Genomic DNA, 18,371 nt, shown 5'->3' on the forward strand with positions numbered 1-18,371 from the left:
CCTCACAACTCATCCGGTCGGGGCCCCCAACTCCCCCCACCCGCCCCCCGCTGCGCTTCACCCGCCGAGGCCGGGGCATAGAAAGGGAAAGTGTAAAGGGGGGGACTTCCAGTCCCCCCTAACCCCCCCGGGACGGCGACAGGAATGTCGCCGCTCCGCCCTTGCGGGAAACGCTTTCCCGGCATACTCTTTGACCTCGAATCTCTCAACTGAGGTCCCCACCATGAAGAATCACATCATCGGCTCGTTCCGGCTCGCATCCCGCGTCCTCCGCCCTCTTCTGATCTGCTCATGTCTGATCTGGGCGGTGTTGATCCCGCAAGTCGCTCAAGGCGAGGACTGGCCCCAATGGAGGGGGCCGAATCGGGATGGAGTCTGGCGGGAGAGCGGGATCGTCTCCGAACTCCCTGAGCGGTTGAACTTCAAATGGCGGATGGAGATCGGCCAGGGCTATGCCGGTCCGGCGGTGGTGGGGAACCGGCTCTACGTCACCGACCTGGTGCCGGCCTCGGAGGACCGGTCTTCGGACGGCAACCGGGAGCGGGTGCTCTGCCTGGACGCCGGGACCGGAGCCACTCTCTGGAAGCACGAATACGCCTGCGACTACGAGATCTCCTACCCGCAAGGGCCTCGCACCACTCCCACCGTGGATCAGGGCAAGGTCTACACACTGGGGGCCATGGGTGACCTCATCTGCCTGGACGCCGCCACCGGCGAGGTCCAGTGGTCCCGGAACTACATCCGGGATTTCGGCGCCCAGCCGCCCGTCTGGGGATTTTCCGCCGCCCCTCTGGTGGACGGCCAAAAGCTCATCGTGATCGCCGGAGGGAGCGAGAACCGCTGCGTCATGGCCCTGGACAAGGAGACCGGCCGCGAGATCTGGCGATCACTGGAAGCCGACGAACCGGGCTACTCGGCCCCGGTCATCTTTGAGTTCGGCGGCGCCCGCCAGCTCATCATCTGGAATCCAAAAGGACTCTACGGCCTCGATCCGGAGACGGGACAAACCTACTGGAGCCGGGAGTTCCCCGTCCGCAACGGGCTCACCCTGGCCACCCCCATTTTCGATCCCGACCGGAACCTCCTGTTCGTGAGCGCCTTCTACGACGGGCCTCTCATGATGCGCACCGGCGCCGATCGGCCTTCGGCAGCGCTCCTTTGGAAGGGCAGGAGCACCAGCGAGATCGAGACCGACGGCCTGCACTCCCTCATGTGCACGCCGGTCCTGGACCGGGGGCATCTCTACGGTGTGGACAGCTACGGTCAGCTTCGCTGCCTGGACGCGCTGACGGGACAGCGGGTGTGGGAGACACTGAAAGCCACGGGAAAGGGACGCTGGTGGAACGCCTTCCTGGTCCGCCACCAGAACCGGTTCATCATCCTCAACGAGCAGGGTGAGATGATCTTCGCCCGGCTCTCGCCCGAAGGGTACCAGGAGACGAGCCGGACCACCCTGATCGAACCGGTGGTTCCCGTCCGGAGGCGCCTCACCGTCTGGTCGCACCCCGCGTTCGCCAACCGGTCCATCTACGCCCGGAACAACCGGTCGATCGTCTGCGCCGATCTGTCCGCCCGCTGAGACGCTGCGTCCGCCGGGCTAAGTCACCAACCGGGTCGACCAGTGATCGCGGTACTCCCGGGTCAACAGGGCGTTGGCCTCCGGGTCGTCCGTGATGGTCTCGGTGGCGGGATCGAATGAGAAGCTGCCCCGGGTCCGGGCCGCGATGTTCCCCAGGTGGCAGAGCGATGTGGACAGATGCCCCACCTCCGCGTCGCAATTGGGCGTTTCACGAGTCCGGATACAGTCGATGAAGTTGACGTAGTGTTCCCGGCCGCGCCTGACTTCGGCCAGTTCCTGCCGAACCAACCGGTGCTTGGAATCGTAGACGCGGAAGCCGTACGTGCGGTGTCCGTCGAAGTAGCCAGCGACCGCCTTGCCTTCGGTGCCGTAGACTTCCACGCCGTTCTGGCCATTGTTCATCTTGTAAGGGTTCCAGAGCCGCATCTCGTACTGGATGACCGTATCCTCGTAGTCGAAGACGACGGTCTGGGTGTCGGGCGTCTGCTGGTCGTCGTCGAAGTAGAGCTTGCGGCCGGCCCCGGTGACGTGTTTCGGCAGACCCGCCTTCATGACCCAACGCGCCACGTCGATCCAGTGGACACCGTCGTTTCCCAGGTCTCCACAGCCATAGTGCCAGTGCCAATTGACCGTCCCGCTGTAATGGTTCCGGTTGAAGGGGAGCACCGGGATGGGACCGTTCCAGAGATCGTAGTTGATGCCGGACGGGACCGGCTCGTCCTCCTTGTGGCCGATGTTGCGGCGCTTCTGGGTGTTCCAGACCTTGGCCATGAGCACCTTGCCGATCTTGCCCGAATGGACGTAATCGATGAAGCGGTGGGTGTTGGGCCGGCTCCTGGATTGGGTCCCCACCTGCACGACGCGATCGTATTTGCGCGCCGCCTCCACCATGAGGCGGCCCTCGCGGACGTTGTGGGAGACCGGTTTTTCCACGTAGACGTCCTTGCCGGCTTCACAGCAGAGGATGGTTCCGGGAGAGTGCCAATGGATGGGGGTGGCGATGACCACGGCGTCCACCGACTTGTCGTCCAGGACCCGCCGGATGTCCTCCTCCATCTTGGGACGTTTCCTCTGGGTCTCCTCCGCGATCTTGAAGGCAGGACCCACCACGTTCTGGTCCACGTCGCAGATGTAGGCCAGATCCACGTCGGGCATCTCGCCGAAATACCGGGTCAGGACGGGACCGCGGCCCCGGACACCCATCATGGCCACGGTCACCTTGTCATTGGCCGAAACCCGCTTGCGGCCGCCCAAACCGGCTGCAGCGGCCGAACCGATCGCGGCTCCGCCGGCCAAACTCGCTCCGAGAAAATTTCGTCTGTTCACGGTTTCACCTCCTGTTCCGGATGGATGGAATACCATGATTTGGATACCATTCCCGGGCTGGAGAATCAAGGATGAGGATTGAGACAGCGGCCGGTGACCTAGCGCGGTGCCAGTGGGCGGCGGGGCATCCGCTCCTTGCCGAGTACCACGACCGGGAATGGGGAGTTCCGGTTCACGACGACCGGAAGTTGTTCGAGTTCCTGGTCCTGGACGCCTTTCAGGCGGGATTGAGCTGGTTGACGATTCTCAAGAAGAGGGAGAACTTTCGGACCGCATTCGATGGATTCGATCCGCGGCGGATCTGCCGTTACGACGAGAGGAAGATCGCCCGCCTGCTCCAGGACCGGGGGATCATTCGCAACCGGCTCAAGGTGGTCGCCACGGTGGGGAATGCCCGCAGTTTTCTGGCGGTCCAGGAAGAGTTCGGGACATTCGACCGGTACATCTGGCAGTTCACGGGTGGGCGGACGCGCGTCAATTCGTTTGAGAACCAGGACCGGATCCCGGCCAGCACCCGGGAATCCGGCGCCATGAGCCGATCCCTCACAAAGCGGGGGTTTCGCTTCGTCGGACCCACCATCTGCTACGCCTTCATGCAGGCCGCCGGCATGGTGAACGATCACGTCACCGGTTGTTTCCGCTACCGGCAGGTCTGGGGCTAAGCGGCCTCGACGGTTACTCGCCCAGCGTTCCCAACGAGATCTGCGTTACCAGGTAGACCCCGTAAATGAGCAGCAGCGGGACGCCGTACCATCTCTGGAACCAGCCCCTGGAGGACGCCCGGAAGATGAAGACGCGAAACAGGACCAGGATCCCCAACATGAAGGGCAGGTGGACGTAGAGGAGGATCTGGGGCAATGAGGCGCCTGCCTCCACCACCGGCAACGGGGCCGCTACGGCCGAGAACCCCACCACGAACAGGACGTTCAGCACGTCCGCGCCGATGATGTTCCCCACCAGCAACTCGTTGTGCCCCCGGTAGATGCTGGCCATGCCGATCACCAACTCGGGAAGCGACGTCCCGAAGGCGACCAGGGTGGCGGCGATCACCACCTTGGGGATGAACCAGTGGTTCTCGGCCAACTCGATGACGCTGCAGATGAGGACCCGGCTCGAGAGCAGAACCAGCACCAGGCCGGCCAGCACGCTCAGCCAAAGCTGGAGCGTGCCATGGGTCACGTCGCCCGCCTCGCTGCCCATCTGGGCGGCCAGCTCGGGATGGCCCCGGCTCCAGCGGACCGAAAAAACGAGGTAGGCCGCCAGAAGCGCCACGAAAAAGAACCCCATGGAGCGGTCGATGACGGCCTCGTTTCCGGCGATCTTGTAGACACCCCAGCAGACGAGCACGAGCAACAGACCGGAGCCGAATTGGACCCAACCCTGCCGGTTGAGGATGAACCGGTCCGCCGGAAGCCGGGACAGAAGGCATCCCAGGCCGAAGATCAGGCCCGAGTCGACGATGATGGAGCCGACGGCGTTTCCCAGCGCCAGGCCCGGCTCGCCGGACCAGGCCGCCACCACCGATACGGCACATTCGGGACTGGTCGTCCCCAGAGAGACGATGGTGGCCCCCACCACCACCTTGGGAACGCCCAAGCCCTGGGCGATGCCCGAGGCGCCCTCCACCACCAGGTCGGCCGCTTTGGCCAACACCGCCACGGACGCCGCCGCGAGCAACAGCAGCATCCACTGGGACAGTCCGTCGAACCACTCGCTGGGAATCAGATATTCCAAATCGCCGCTCCTACGCCACCGCCTCTTTAATGTTCCAGTTCCCGGGCCGGAAACTCAAGCCTGGGTTTCCAAAAGTGGCTTCGACCCGGGCGTTGTCAAACCTCGTCCCGGCCCGGGCGGAGGAGATTGGCCGGGCATCGTAGTAGACTGGACAGGGACATCGCCGAACCGTTCGAGGGAGGAAAGACGGGCCATGAAGGAGCAATCGAATCGACGGGCATTCCTGAAGCGCCTGGGGGTGGGAAGCCTGGCCGCGGCGGCGGGTCCGGCCATCATCCGGGCGAGATCTTCCCATTCCCGGCTCCGCCTGGCCGGCGTCGGCGTGGGCGGAAAGGGTTGGACCGACCTGGGGGAGTGTGCCCTGGGCCACGACGTGGTGGCCATCTGCGACGTCGACGAGCGGCGGCTGGAACGGGCCGCCCAGCGCTATCCCGGCGCCAGGAAATACACGGATTGGCGCAAGCTCCTGGAGCAGAAGGACATCGACGCCCTGACCATCTCCACCCCCGACCACATGCACGCACCCATCGCCTACCAGGCCATGTCCCTGGGCAAGCACGTGTACACGCAAAAGCCCCTGACCCACTCGGTCCACGAGGCGCGCGCCCTCACTCGATTGGCCAAGGAGAAGGGCGTCGTGACCCAGATGGGCATCCAGCATCACTCCCTGGCCCCCTTGAGGACGGGGGTCCAAGTGGTCCGCGACGGGGTCATCGGAAAGGTTCGGGAAGCGCACGTCTGGACCAACCGTCCCGGGACCTACTGGAAACAGGAAATACAACGTCCGTCGGGGAGCGACCCGGTGCCCGGCCATGTTCACTGGGACCTGTGGCTGGGCGTGGCGCCCGAAAGGCCGTATGTGGACGGAGACGTCTACCATCCCTTTCACTGGCGGGGCTGGTGGGATTTCGGCACCGGCGCTCTGGGGGACATGGGCTGCCACCTCATCGATCCCGCCATCAACGCCCTGGAGTTGGGGCCTCCGTCCTCCGTCCGGGCGGAGGGCACCGATCCTCTGCCTGAGAGCGCTCCCCGCTGGTCCATCGTCCACTACGAGTTTCCGGGAACCCGGTACACGACGCCGACCCTGCCCCTGACCTGGTACGAAGCGGGGATGCGGCCGCCTCGCCAGCTCTACGGCGCACCCGACGACTGGCCCGGCTGGGCCAACGGGAATCTCCTGATCGGCGAGAAGGGGAACCTGCTGATGGCCGGGGGCCAAACGCCGATCCTGTTTCCCATGGAACGTTTCGCCGACACCGTCTTCCCCACCCAGCCGGACGAGAGTCACTACACCCAGTGGGTCAACGCCATTCTGGGGAAGGACACGGCTTCCACCGACTTTTCGTACTCGGGACCCCTGACCGAAACGGTGCTGTTGGGGAACGTGGCCTTCCGAACCGGCAAGACGTTGAAATGGGACAGCGCCAATCTGACGGCAGCCGGAGTCCCCGAGGCGGACCAGTACCTGCGCCGTCCCTACCGCAAGGGCTGGGAAACGGAGGGTCTCTGAACTCGGGTCCGAATTACCGGACCGGAAACCCCTCGGCCTGCTTCAGCCGTTCGACCTGGTCGTAGTGGCGGTCGGTGTGGAACCGGAGGAATTCCAACCGCTGGTAGGCGTCCAGGGGCCCCGACAGGTAGTGCAGGTCCAGCGCCTGGGCCGGGTCCAGTCCCGACAGGACCTGGGGGATCTGCTCCAGGGTGGTCTGGCAGGCTTCGTAACGGGCGATCCAATAGGAGAGGGGTCCCTCCCCCACCGGGTCGGTTTCGACCATGGCCTTCTCCTTGGGCTTCCAGGTCTTGGCGATCACCTCTTCGATGGGGAGACCGCGGTGCACTGCTTCGCCCGCGTGGAGGGGGACGCCCCGGCGCAAGCCTTCGGCCGCCAGCCAGATTCGCTGGACCCCCCTTTGCTCCGACAGGACCAGGTGCTCGATGTGCGCCTGGACCGACCAGCCGCCCGGCCCCTTGAAGGCGGCCTGAGCAGCCGACAGTCCCCGGTTGGCATTGATGATCCGCCTCCGAGCGGCATCCGCCGCCGCAATTCGCTCAAGAATCGAACTCATGATTCACCTCGATTCGCTGGGGCGACGCCGGCGTCACCCAACTCCTCCAGAAGTCCCCTCATCAACAGCGGCCAGACCAGGGTCGCGTCGGCGTGGACCTCGGCGTAGCGTCCGCCCTCCTCGGGAGAGACGAATTTACCCCAGCTGACCCCCTCCGCATAGCTGCAGCCCGAGAGCCCGCCCCAATGATCCGGCTCCGGACAGATGCGGACGCCATAGCGGAAGCGGGGCGGCGGACGGCGGATTCCCAGGCGGTTCACGGCCACCTCGAAGTAGGGGCCCACCTGCTGCGCCCAGTTGCGGGGGACTCCTCCGCCGATGGTGAAGATCCCCAATCGCGGCGCGGCGGCGGCGAACCGGGCATATTCCTGCAGGTCCAGGAACGGATTGAAGGGAGGAACCGCCCGGAAGATCTCATCCGGTTCAGCCGCTTCCCGGCCCTCCCGTGTGGCCGGCATCTCCCTTTCCATGGCCCAGTTGGCCAGGTCCAGTCCGATTTCGCTGTCGGTAAAGGCGGGAATGAAGACCGGGACTCCACTGCGGAAGGCGCTGCCGAGAATCCCCGGACCCCGGTCATCCTCGCTCAGCCGCCGTCCCAGCGCCCGGCAGAGGCCGGCTGACGACCAGGTTCCGCCTTCCGGCTCCTCCCGGGTCAGGACCGAATGGAGGAGTTCCTCCACGTCGTCCAGGTTCCGCTCCATCTCCAGAGTGTCGTAGATCCGGTTGTAGCCCCGGCGGTAGAGATACTCGTCGGAATGGCGGCTCTCGCAGCGGTAGTGGACGAGTCCCAGCGACTCGGTGAGCCCGTGGGCGATGAGGGCGCCGGTGGCGACCACGGCATCCACCCAACCCCGGTCCAGCATCCGGCAGATGATCCGTCCCTGCTTGGCCACGGTCATGGCCCCGGAAACGGTCAGGACCACGCGGCAACCCCGGTCGCGGATCATCTCCAGGAGGACCTGGAAAGCCTCTCCCAGGTTCCGCCCCCCGAAGGCGGTCCGGGACATGGCTCGCAACAGTTCGGGAACGGTGCCGATCTCTTCTATGGGAAGGCTCTCGAGGGGGACCAGGCCATCGGATCGCCCGTCGCTGCGACGCCTGTTTCTCATGGTTTGAACAAGTCTAGCAGGACCGAAAAACCGTAGGGGCAGCCCTTGTGGCCGGCATCCATTGCGCAAGAGGTTGCCACCGGAGGAAGGGAACCAGGGGGGACAAGACTGTCCCCCCTCCTGCTCTCCTGGAGACAACCGGCGGTGGACGCTGTACCATGAGGCCAGCGCGGGAGACGGCTCCCGCCTTTCCGTGGTTTCCAACCGGAGGTTGCTCTCATGTCCTCTTTGAAGGCTCCGTTCCTGCCCCTGGTTCTGGCAACAGTGATCCTCACGCCCTCCCTGCCGGCGGCTCCCGGCAAGATCAAGAAGCCGCTGACCCCCCGGCAGGTCATGGAGCACCTGGAGGGACCCATCTTCTCCCTGGTGCTGCCCTTCGACGCGGAAGGGAACGTGGATCACGGCGCCATCCGCAAGATGATCTCCAACGCCATGAGATACGACGTCCGGATCTTCAACATGACGGGCGGGAACACCAAGTACGACTGGATCTCCTACGACGAGGTCAAGGCCGTGACCCGGACCTTCGTGGAGGCGGTGGGCGATCACGGCATCAGCATCGTCTGCACCAACAATTTCTGGAATTCCCGGTTGATCGACTACCTGCGGTACGCCGAGGGGTTGGGGGCCGACGCCGTCGAGGTGCTGGCGCCGAGGATGGCGGAGGAGGACATCGTCGAGTACTTCCGGACCGCCGCCGCCAACACGCGCATGGCACTCTCGGTCAAGAACGTGGGCCTCAAGGACAAGACCTGGCGCAAGCTCCTGGAGATCGACTCCGTGGTGGCCATGAAGGAGCACGACATCCGGGAATACATCTTCCTGGAAGCCAAGTTCGCGGACCGGCTCCGCGTCTACAGCGGCGGCAGCATCTACCGCTTCCTGGCCGCCGCTCCCTATGGCGCCAAGACCTACTTCGACATCTACGCCATCATCGCCCCCTGGATCGCCAAGGAGTTCTGGGAGGCCTACCAGGCCGGGAACCTGGAGAAATGCTACGAGATGTCGAAGAATTACGACGTGCCCATCATCGAAAACTTCAGCCTCCCCTTCTTCCACGGGGCGCTGGAGCACTTCGGGCTCGCGAAGCGGCACCTGCGGGCTCCAATGAAATCGTACACCGACGAGCAGATGAAGGAAGTGAAGGCCTTCTTCGAGTCCCTGGGCTTGCACCCCCGGGAATAGGGAGCATTGTCAACCTGATTCGGCGGGTCCGTTCCCAACAGGAGGCCCAGTCCATCCGGAACGCCTTGGACTCTCGCTCGGGATAGCCGACCGGCACGCCGGCCCAACCGGCTCCTGTCGACGGTCCGCAGTTGCGACACGTTGACGACACCGGGTCGGGAAAGCCCACCTTCTCCACGGTCAAGGCGCACGTTGCCCGGCATGGCCCCGAGCCGGAGATTCGTAGTGATCGCCGCGTAGCCAGCGATTCTTCCAGCCGGCTGCTATCATTGCCGTTCTGATCCGCAGACCGGAGCGTCTCTTATGCTTCCCCGTTCTACTTTCCTGAAGGCTTCTTTGGTCTTCCTGGCGGCGGCTCTGCCGGGTTGCGGAGGCGGAAACCCCGCAACCGAGGCGGAGCGGGAGGCGCGGGAAGAAGCATTCCGGCAATCCATGTCGGGAGTCGTGCTGGAGGGATTCTTCACCGTCGGCGAAGGCTCGGAACTGCGGAAGGAAAGGTACGAAGTTGCCAAGGTCTCGAAGCTGGGCGGTGATATCTGGGTCTTTCAGGCCCGGATCCAGTATGGGAGCCGCGACGTCACGGTGCCGGTGCCGGTGCGGATGGAGTGGGCCGGGGACACGCCGGTCCTGAGCCTGACGGAGGTCGCCATCCCGGGCTTGGGCACCTTTACGGCGCGGGTCCTCTTCTACGACGATCAGTACGTGGGCGTCTGGCGCCACGGAGAGGTCGGCGGGCTGCACTTCGGGCAGATTGTTCCGGAATCGGCGGTTGGGAAACCGCCGTTCCAAGAATCGGCGGTTGGGACACCGCCGCTCCCGTCGGAATAGGGTCACGCCATGGCGAGACGAATTCGGGTGGCGGCCGGCAGCATCCGGGACCCCAGCGACGACATACTGACCTTCGCGGCCCAACTGGGTTGCAGCGGCATCATCCTCAACACGCCCAATCTCACCGGGCGGACTCCTTTCGGTTCCAGTCCCATCGGGTCCACCTACTGGAGCAAGCCGGGAGACGAAGAGGCCCCCACCCACTGGGACTACCTGGAACTTCTGCAACTGCGGACCCGGATCGAGTCGTACGGCCTGCGGCTGGAGGGCATCGAGAACACCCCCCTCCATTTCTACCAGCGGTGCATTCTGGGTCTTCCGGGACGGGACCGGGAGATCGAGAACTACCAGGAGACGATCCGCAACCTGGGCCGCGCGGGGATCCCCATACTCGGCTACCACTGGATGGCCAACAGCGTCTGGCGCACCTCCAAGAGCGAGCCGGCCCGGGGCGGCGCCCGGACCAGCGTCTACGACCACGAGCTGGGCCGAAGCGCTCCTTTGAGCTTCGACCGGGAATACTCCGACGCGGAACTCTGGGACAACTACGAGTACTTCATCCGGGCGGTCCTGCCCACCGCGCAGGAGGCGGGGGTCACCCTGGCGCTCCATCCCGACGACCCGCCCGTGGACTCCCTGGGAGGGGTGGCCCGGATCTTCAGGAACCTCAAGGGCTTCCGGCGCGCCATGGAGACGATCGCCCCCGAACCCAACCACAAGCTGGACTTCTGCATGGGGACCTGGGCGGAGATGGGTGTGGACGAGATGTTCGCGGGCCTGCGCTATTTCGGCGCGCGGGGCCGGATCGCATACGTCCACTTTCGAAACGTCCGGGGAGCCGTGCCCTGCATCACCGAGACCTTCATCGACGAGGGGGACGTGGACGTGGTGGAGGTCATGAAACTGCTGGTGGAGATGGGGTTCGAAGGATTCATCATCGACGATCACGTCCCCGAGATGCCCGGCGACACCCTCTGGTCGCACCGGGGGCGCGCCTACGCCACCGGCTACATCAAGGGGCTGCTCCGGGCCGTCGAATCGTTGACCGCCTGACCCTTTTTCGCGCTCAGCTCCCTACGGCCGCGACACGGCCGGTCCGGGCCGATTCGTAGATGGCTTCGATGATGGCCACCGCCTTTCGGGACTCGGATCCGTCCAGCATGAAGTCCTCGTCCCCCTCCAGCCAGTTGACGAAGCCGCGGATGTTCCCGGTGTGGAGGCTGTAGTCGATGGCCATGGGATCGGCGGCTCCCCCGCCGCTGCGGGTTTCCTGGGAAAAACGCCGGCGCACGCCGTCGTCCCCGGCCTGCTCCCGGCTGAAGGCCCAGGTGACGAGCTCGTCCTCCAGCACTTCCGCGGTCCCGCCCCTCCCCGCCAACTGAAGCCGCTTCAGCGAACCGGGAAACATGGAGGTGGCCCCCAGCAACTGGCCCAGTGCCCCGCCACGAAGACGCATGACGGCCACCGCCGTGTCCTCCACCTCGATCAGGTCCGGATCGTGACCCCGCTTGGCGGTGAAGGCGAAGATCTCTCGAACCGGATTGACGCCGGGCGGAAGATCCGGGATGGCGGCCGAGGCCAGCCACTGGGCCGCGTCGACGCCGTGAATGGACTGGTTCATCATGGCGCCGCCGCCGTCCAGTGCCAGCGTCCCCTGCCAGCGATCGGGCGCGTAGTAGGCGTCGTCACGCCACCAGGGCACATAGGCGTTGACCACCGCCAGATCGCCGAACCGGCCCTGGGAGGCGGCTCCGTGAACCTCCCGCAGCACCGGGTTGAAGCGCTGGGGGAATATGCCTCCCAGACGGATCCCGCTCTCCCGGGCCACCCGGATCATCCGGTCCACGCGCGCGACGGTGATTTCCAGGGGCTTCTCGCAAAGGACATGGACGCCGCGCCGGGCGCACGCCTCCAGCGGCTCCAGGTGAAACCCGCTGGGTGTGGCGATGGAGACGAAGTCGGGCCGGGCCTGGTCCAGGAGCTCCTGGTAGTCCCGGTACCAGCGGCAGCCGAACCGTTGTGCGAAGGCCTTGCCCTTGGCCTCGGTCCGGCAGGAACCGGCCACGAGGTCCACGTGCTCCAGATCGCCCATGGCCATGGCGTGTATGTCGGCGATGGCTCCGACGCCGATGATCGCGGCCCGGTAGGTCTTGCCCATTTCTCGTGTCTCCCGATGCGGGCCGTGACTATGGAGCCGGGGCGTTGTCGATCCAGGGATATCCCAGTATGAGTCCGGCCAATGCCAGGAGAGGAATCAGACAGACGGCCATCTTCAGGAGGATTCGCTGCCGGGAGTCCTCCGGCTTCATGAACCTGCAGGCCACGAGGCCCGCGGTCAGGTTCGCCCCCAGTGCGGCCGGAGAGATCCACTGGAAGCTGATGGCGGTGGTGTCCAAGCCGGTCCCCGCGGCGATCACTTCGTAGAAGCTTCCGGAGAATGCGACGAGGACGGCCGTGGTGACCCCGTAGATGGTGCCCACGATCACTCCGGCGGCCCGGGCGAAAGGAACGAACATGGCGAAGAAGAAGAGGCCGAAGATGGGAGTCACCAGCAGGTTGGTGGTGCGCTGGGTCATGGCCGTGAAGTTTCCCGGAACCTGGCCGATGAAGGTGCTCCCGACCACGACGATGGCCCCCACGGTGAGGGCCAGCATCTGGGCCGACCGGACGTGCCCCTTCTCCGTCTTGGGCTTCAGTCCGAACCGGTCCAGGAAGTCGGTCATGATCACCGCGGTAATGGAGTTCACTCCCGAATCGATGCTGGACATGGCGGCGGCGAACATGGCCGAAACCACGAGGCCGGTGACTCCCGGCGGCAGGTGAAAGGCGACGAAGCGGGGGAAGATCCGATCTCCGTCCGTGGTCAGACTCAGACCGGCAAGCTCGTCGGGCCTCTGCTGGAAGTAGCCCAAGAGCGCGAATCCCACCAGGACCAGGGTGAAGGCCACAAGCGTGCCGGCTCCCATCTGCGTCAGGTAGGCCTTCTTGGCGGCGCGTGCGTCCCGGGTGGCCATGAATCGCTGGACCGACACCTGGTCGCCTCCGGCCGTGCAGATCTGCCAGAGGCTGGCGCTAAGAATGGTGCCCAGGACCGTCACCCGCATCCTGGGATCGAAACTGAACAGAGGTTGCGTATCCCAGGTGGGTTGCCAACTGGTGGGGAACCAGGTGAATCCTCCCAGTTCGTAGGTCACCAGCCCGATCACCAGCCAGGCCCCGCCGAACAGCAGGGTGAACTGGAGGAAGTCGGTGATGACCACCGCCCCCAGGCCTCCCAGAGAGGTGTAGATCACCGAAACGAAACCGGTGACCAGCACCACCAGCGGGATCCATTCGTCCCCCACGCCCAACATGGTCGTCATGGCCTTGGCCGCGATGTAGACCAGCAGGGACATCCAGACCAGCCGCATGAGGATGAACAGGACCGACCCCAGCAGACGGATCCCCAGGCCGAGCCGTTCCTCCAGCAACTCGTAGGCGCTCGTGACCCGCTGCCGCATGTAGAGGTGCAGGAACAGGCCCGAGACGACCAGAAAAGCGATGGGATAGGAGCAGAGGTTGGCCACCGTGGCCACGGGCCCCTTGGCGATGGTCTCTCCCGGCATGGAGAGATAGGAGATGGTGCTCAGCAGCGTGGCGAAAAGGGAGATGCCCACCAGCAGCGGATTCATGGCCCCGCTGCCCACGAAGTATTCGCTGGTGCTTCGCTGCCGGCGCGAGAAGTAGTAGCCCAGGCCGATGGTCGACGAGGCGTAAGTGACGACGATCAGCCAGTCGATGAGGGTCAGCCCGCTCTGTCCTGTGATGTCCATGGCGTTGCGGCCACGAACTCTACCATTTTGGCTCGGCGGCTTTCCAGCCGCCGCACCGGGGCGGCGGTTTCCCAACCGCCGATTCCCGAGTTGCAGGCGGACGCGTGCAAGACCGGGCGATTGGGAAATCACCCTTCCGCTCGGGGCGGCGGTTTCCTAACCGCCGATTCCTGAGTTGCCGGGGGACGCGTGCAAGACCGGGCGATTGGAAATCGTCCCTCCTGGTTCCCTGTGCTGTTAGACTATCGGCTTCGATTCGGCGCCCGTCCCGTATAGATTTCCTCATGACGAAAACGCCCGACAGTCCTTCTCCGTCAGTCCAGCCCCTGCTTGAGCTCTGGACCATCGCCTGGCCCACGGTCATGACCATGACCAGCTACACGGTGATGCAGTTCGCCGACAAGCTCATGGTGGGGCAGGTGGGGCCGGTGGAGGTGGCCGCCCAAGGCAATGGCGGCGTCTGGGCGTTTACGCCCATCGCCTTCACGCTGGGTCTGTTGACGGTGGTCAACACCTTCGTCAGCCAGTCCTTGGGAGCGAAACGCGCCCTGGACGCCCCCCGTTACGGCTGGGCCTCGCTCTGGCTCAGCGCCGGGATGTGGGTGGCGCTGATGCTTCCCTACGCCCTGTTGCTCCAGTATCTCTTCCCGCTGATCCACTCCGCTCAACGGGACCAGATTCAACGTGGGTTGGAAAACGCTTCGGGAGCCGATCTCGTGGCGGCGCAAGCGGAAATGGAGCAGTTGGACACCTTGATCGGCCTGGAGACCCAATATGCGCAGATTCTCCTGGCCGGATCGATCCTGCTCCTCATCAGCCGGGCCCTGCACCACTATTTCTTTGGCCTGCAAAGACCCAAGGTGGCCACGGTGTCGGCCATCTGCGGGAACGTGACCAACGTCGCGGTGAACTACGCGCTCATCTTCGGACATCTGGGCGCGCCCGGCTGGGGCCTGCCCGGCATCCCGGGCCTGCCCGCCCTGGGACTGACGGGCGCCGCCCTGGGAACCATCGCCGGCACGCTGGTGGAATCGGTGATCCCCGTGATCCTGTTCCTGGGTCCCTCCATGAACCGGGAGTTGCGGAGCCGGCGGCAATGGAGACCGCAGAAGGGCCCCATCCTGGACCTGCTCCGAATCGGAGTCCCGGCAGGCGTCCAGGTGGGAAACGAAATGGCCTGCTGGTCCATCTTCATGACCCGGCTGGTGGGGGTCTTCGGGACGTATCACCAGACCGCGGGGTGGATCTCCATCACCTACATCCACCTCAGCTTCATGCCGGCCCTGGGCCTGTCGGTGGCGGTGACCACGCTGGTGGGCAACTACCAGGGTGCGGACCGGCCCGACGTGGCGGCCGCCCGGGCCCGCCTGGGAGTCCTGGTGGGCCTGATCTACATGACCCTGTTCGGAGTCATCTTCTATCTCTTCCGGTATGAGCTGGTGTCCATCTTCGTGGGCGGACTCCATCTGGACCCTGCCGAGGCCCGGCAGATCGTGGAGATCGGAGCCACCCTCATGATCTGCGCCGCCATATTCCAGGCCTTCGACGCCTTCGGGATCATCTACACGGGCGCCCTCCGGGGCGCCGGCGACACGCTCTGGCCCAGCGCCGTCACCATCCTCTACAACTGGGGCTTCATACTCGTCGGCGGGTGGCTCATGACCCGGTACTATCCCCAACTCGAATCGGTGGGTCCCTGGGTGGCCGCGACGGTGTACATCATCGTTCTGGGCGTGACCATGGCCTACCGGTTCGAATCCGGCCGCTGGCGGACGTTGCGGATTCTGGAGCCGACGAAGCAGGATGCCGCCCGGATCGCACCCCTCAGCCCCACGGCGCCGGTGTCCGAGCCGGGAGCCGCCGTGGTGGACATCGCCGAGGAAGTGGGACGCGTCGACTGAGCAAGAGTCCCGGTTACCAATCGCCGCTCTCGAGGAAACGGCAGATCCGCTCCATGGCCGGCTCCAGGACGGAAAAGCCGGGCGCCGTGCAGATGCGGAAGGATCCGCCGCCGCCCCGGCCGAAGGCCACGCCCGGAGCCACCGCCACCTTGCACTTGCGGAGAAGCGCCATGGCGAAGGCGAAGGAATCCTCCAGTCCCTCGACGGCGGGAAACACGTAGAAGGCCCCTGCCGGTTGCAGCACCGAGACCGAGTCCAGGGAGGCCAGGGCCTGGAAACAGTACTGGTTGCGCTTCCTGAACTTTTCCACCATCTGCGGGATCCCATCGTCCCGGTGGCGGAGCGCCAGTTCGCCGGCCCGCTGGATCATGGAAGCGGCGTGGGAAACGATGAACTCGTTGATCTCGGCGCCTTTGAAAATGAGGTCCCGGCGTGAGACCACCCATCCCAGCCGCCAGCCCGTCATGCAGTAGCTCTTGGAGAAGGATTGGACCACCACCACCGCGTCGGACCGGTCGGCGATCCGCAGGATCGAGGGAGCCGCCCCGCCCTGGTAGTAGATCCGTTCGTAGACCTCGTCGGCCAGCAGCCACAATCCGTTGCGGCGGCAGAAATCCAGCAATCGCCGCTGGTCTTTCGGCGACGCCACCCAGCCCAGGGGATTGGAGGGCGAACTGTAGATGAGCAGCCGGGTCCGAGGCGTCAGTGCAGACTCCAGAGCGTCGAAATCGGGGACGAATCGTCCCTCCCGCTCCAGAAACGGTACTTCCCGGGGGTTGCCGTTGAAGAGGCTGACGATAGCCGCCGCGTTGGGCCAGTTGGGGGTCAGGAGCAGCGCCTCGTCCCCCGGATTCACGAGGCACCGGATCGACAGGTTGAGGGCCTGGACTCCGGAAGCCGTCACCAGGATCTCGGAGGCCGGGTCGAGACGAACCTCATGGAGCTCGAGATACTTTTCGGCCAGGGCCTCCCTGAGACTGGGCAGTCCCGCATTCTCGGAATAGAACGTGTAGCCCTCCGCCATGGCCCGGCTTGCCGCCTCCTTGATGAAATCGGGCGTGGGCATGTCCGACTCGCCGAATTGGAGCCGGAGCACACCCTCCATGGTGAAGGCCACTTCCCCCAGCTCCCGAATCTGGGAGGGCTTCACCTGGAACACGCTGGACGCCAGACCGATGCCGTCGCCGGATCGTTCGTTGTTCATATTCCCGGGTCAGTCTACTACGGCGGCACGGGCCGTGAGTCAAACCGGCCCGCAGATTGACACGGCGACCCGGCTCGTCCAGGCTTCGGATCCATCCACGATGGATTTCTTCACCGTCTCCCCGTCCTGCCGGAAAATGGGTCTCCACTCTCGTGCCCTCCTCTTCCGGGGGGTCGCGATCCAGCCCTCACCGCCCGACTTTCCGGAACGGGTTCTCCGGGCCGCGGAGGTTCTCCGCGCCCGATTTTCCACTCCCCGGTCGGTCCGGGAGACGGGCCAGGTGGTGGAACTGCACTCCATCTTCCGAGCGGTGGGAGTCAACCCCCGAAAACTGCAGCCGTCCTGCGAAAGGCTGGTGCAATTGGCCCTGAAGCGGGGCTCCATACCCACCATCAACAACCTGGTGGACACCTACAACCTGGTGAGTCTCAAATGGATCTGTTCCCTGGGAGCTCACGATCTGGACCGGCTCTCCCCTCCGGTCGAGCTCCGGTTGCTGAACGGGGACGAGACCTTCATTCCCTTGGGCAGCCGGGAGCCGGAATCTTTCGGAAAAGGCGAATTCGGGTACGTGGACGCCCGGAATCGCTTGATCTGCCGGTTGGACGTCCGCCAGGCCGAGTTCAGCAAGATCACCCCCGGGACCACCAACGTGCTGCTCATCGTGGGCGCCACCCGCGCTCTCGGCTCCTCCGGTGTGGAACGGATTTTGACCGAGACCGTGGACGAGATCACCGGGGCCTGCGGCGGCAGCGGCCGGATCCTGGACGGATGACGGGAACCATCGAATATGACGAGCTTTCGCGACTTCGAGCACGGACGATGGCAGGAGGCCGTCGAGACCTACGCCGGCTACTGGGCCGGCCTGACCCGGCAGACCGTCCCGCCCCTGTTGGAAGCGCTTCGCGTGACTCGGGAAACCCGCCTCCTGGACGTGAGCTGCGGAACCGGACATGTCGCGGCGGCGGCGGTCTCGGCAGGGGCTTCGGTCGTTGGAGTCGACTTCTCCAGTGAAATGCTGTCCAGGGCCCGACGCCTCCACCCCGCCCTCGACTTCCGGCTGGGAGACGCCGAGGATCTGGACTTCCGCGACGGGAGCTTCGACGCCGTGGCCATCAATTTCGGGATGCTCCATTTCCAGCATCCGGAGCGGGCTCTGGCCCAGGCGTACCGCGTGCTCCGCCCGGGCGGCCGGGCCGCCTACACGGTCTGGGCGCCTCCGGACCAGTCCCGGGCCTTCGAAGTGGTCTACGGCTCCATCCGGGACTACGGCACCCTGGAGGTCCCGCTGCCGCCCGGGCCGCCCTTCTTCCGTTTCAGCGACCCTGAGGAGTCGCGCCGGATCCTCCTCGAAACCGGGTTCTGGGAGCCGCGAATCGAGTCGATCCGCCTGACCTGGCGACTCCCTTCGGCGACGGTACTCCTGAGGGCGTTCGAGGAGGGGACAGCCCGCACGGGTCCCACGCTATTGGCGCAGCGACCGGCTGACCTGGTCCGGATCCGCGAGGCCATCCTGGAGCGGGCGTCGGCCTACGAAATCGACGGCGGCCTGGAAGTCCCCATGGTGGCCGTCCTCTGCCGGGGACGAAAGGAGAATAGCCCAGGTGAAGTACGGGTGAGTTGA

16 protein-coding genes are annotated in these 18,371 nt (G+C 65.2%); 9 read left to right on the plus strand and 7 right to left on the minus strand.

The window, feature by feature from the left end:
* Nucleotides 1-223: 223 nt before the first annotated feature.
* Nucleotides 224-1,579: a PQQ-binding-like beta-propeller repeat protein gene (locus OXT71_00155; GenBank protein MDE2924800.1), complete on the plus strand. Its 1,356-nt coding sequence runs from the start codon at nt 224-226 to the stop codon at nt 1,577-1,579.
* A gap of 18 nt (nt 1,580-1,597) precedes the next feature.
* Here the strand turns inward: OXT71_00155 and OXT71_00160 are convergent, their stop codons facing one another.
* On the minus strand, nt 1,598-2,905 hold the full coding sequence (locus OXT71_00160) for a Gfo/Idh/MocA family oxidoreductase (protein MDE2924801.1): 1,308 nt from the start codon (nt 2,903-2,905) through the stop codon (nt 1,598-1,600).
* Nucleotides 2,906-2,976: 71 nt separating this feature from the next.
* Here OXT71_00160 and OXT71_00165 point away from each other — a divergent pair, with 71 nt between their 5' ends.
* The gene (locus OXT71_00165) at nt 2,977-3,567 is read left to right on the plus strand and encodes a DNA-3-methyladenine glycosylase I (GenBank protein ID MDE2924802.1); all 591 of its coding nucleotides are present in this window, start codon (nt 2,977-2,979) and stop codon (nt 3,565-3,567) included.
* Nucleotides 3,568-3,580: 13 nt separating this feature from the next.
* Here OXT71_00165 and OXT71_00170 read toward each other — a convergent pair whose 3' ends face one another.
* Nucleotides 3,581-4,639 (minus strand): sodium:calcium antiporter, encoded by a 1,059-nt coding sequence (locus OXT71_00170; protein MDE2924803.1) that lies wholly within the window; start codon nt 4,637-4,639, stop codon nt 3,581-3,583.
* A 193-nt stretch (nt 4,640-4,832) separates the two neighbouring features.
* On the opposite strand from OXT71_00170, the gene OXT71_00175 reads away from it, so the two are divergent.
* Nucleotides 4,833-6,152 (plus strand): Gfo/Idh/MocA family oxidoreductase, encoded by a 1,320-nt coding sequence (locus OXT71_00175; GenBank protein MDE2924804.1) that lies wholly within the window; start codon nt 4,833-4,835, stop codon nt 6,150-6,152.
* A 13-nt stretch (nt 6,153-6,165) separates the two neighbouring features.
* Here OXT71_00175 and OXT71_00180 read toward each other — a convergent pair whose 3' ends face one another.
* A complete protein-coding gene (locus OXT71_00180; GenBank protein MDE2924805.1) occupies nt 6,166-6,708 on the minus strand; it encodes a DinB family protein in 543 nt (180 codons plus the stop codon).
* On the minus strand, nt 6,705-7,817 hold the full coding sequence (locus tag OXT71_00185) for a deoxyhypusine synthase family protein (protein ID MDE2924806.1): 1,113 nt from the start codon (nt 7,815-7,817) through the stop codon (nt 6,705-6,707). Before OXT71_00185 ends, OXT71_00180 begins: the two co-directional genes overlap by 4 nt.
* 219 nt (nt 7,818-8,036) lie before the next feature.
* Between OXT71_00185 and OXT71_00190 the strand changes: the two genes are divergently transcribed.
* The 3 genes from OXT71_00190 to OXT71_00200 all read left to right on the plus strand — a co-directional run bounded on the left by OXT71_00190 (nt 8,037) and on the right by OXT71_00200 (nt 10,883).
* Nucleotides 8,037-9,002: a dihydrodipicolinate synthase family protein gene (locus tag OXT71_00190; GenBank protein MDE2924807.1), complete on the plus strand. Its 966-nt coding sequence runs from the start codon at nt 8,037-8,039 to the stop codon at nt 9,000-9,002.
* Nucleotides 9,003-9,305: 303 nt separating this feature from the next.
* Nucleotides 9,306-9,830, plus strand: coding sequence for a hypothetical protein (locus OXT71_00195; GenBank protein ID MDE2924808.1), 525 nt, complete (start codon nt 9,306-9,308; stop codon nt 9,828-9,830).
* Between the two features lie 9 nt (nt 9,831-9,839).
* Nucleotides 9,840-10,883, plus strand: a complete 1,044-nt coding sequence (locus OXT71_00200) for a mannonate dehydratase (protein MDE2924809.1) — start codon at nt 9,840-9,842, stop codon at nt 10,881-10,883.
* Between the two features lie 13 nt (nt 10,884-10,896).
* Here the strand turns inward: OXT71_00200 and OXT71_00205 are convergent, their stop codons facing one another.
* Nucleotides 10,897-11,988 (minus strand): Gfo/Idh/MocA family oxidoreductase, encoded by a 1,092-nt coding sequence (locus OXT71_00205; protein MDE2924810.1) that lies wholly within the window; start codon nt 11,986-11,988, stop codon nt 10,897-10,899.
* 28 nt (nt 11,989-12,016) lie between these two features.
* A complete protein-coding gene (locus OXT71_00210; GenBank protein ID MDE2924811.1) occupies nt 12,017-13,642 on the minus strand; it encodes a sodium/solute symporter in 1,626 nt (541 codons plus the stop codon).
* A gap of 284 nt (nt 13,643-13,926) precedes the next feature.
* On the opposite strand from OXT71_00210, the gene OXT71_00215 reads away from it, so the two are divergent.
* Entirely contained in the window at nt 13,927-15,543 is a 1,617-nt protein-coding gene (locus OXT71_00215) for an MATE family efflux transporter (GenBank protein ID MDE2924812.1), read from the plus strand.
* 13 nt (nt 15,544-15,556) lie between these two features.
* Here OXT71_00215 and OXT71_00220 read toward each other — a convergent pair whose 3' ends face one another.
* Entirely contained in the window at nt 15,557-16,747 is a 1,191-nt protein-coding gene (locus tag OXT71_00220) for a pyridoxal phosphate-dependent aminotransferase (protein ID MDE2924813.1), read from the minus strand.
* A 34-nt stretch (nt 16,748-16,781) separates the two neighbouring features.
* On the opposite strand from OXT71_00220, the gene OXT71_00225 reads away from it, so the two are divergent.
* Nucleotides 16,782-17,522, plus strand: a complete 741-nt coding sequence (locus OXT71_00225) for a phenylalanine--tRNA ligase beta subunit-related protein (protein ID MDE2924814.1) — start codon at nt 16,782-16,784, stop codon at nt 17,520-17,522.
* A 15-nt stretch (nt 17,523-17,537) separates the two neighbouring features.
* Entirely contained in the window at nt 17,538-18,371 is an 834-nt protein-coding gene (locus tag OXT71_00230) for a methyltransferase domain-containing protein (protein ID MDE2924815.1), read from the plus strand.

Source organism: Acidobacteriota bacterium, from assembly GCA_028874215.1.
Classification (GTDB): domain Bacteria; phylum Acidobacteriota; class UBA6911; order RPQK01; family JAJDTT01; genus JAJDTT01.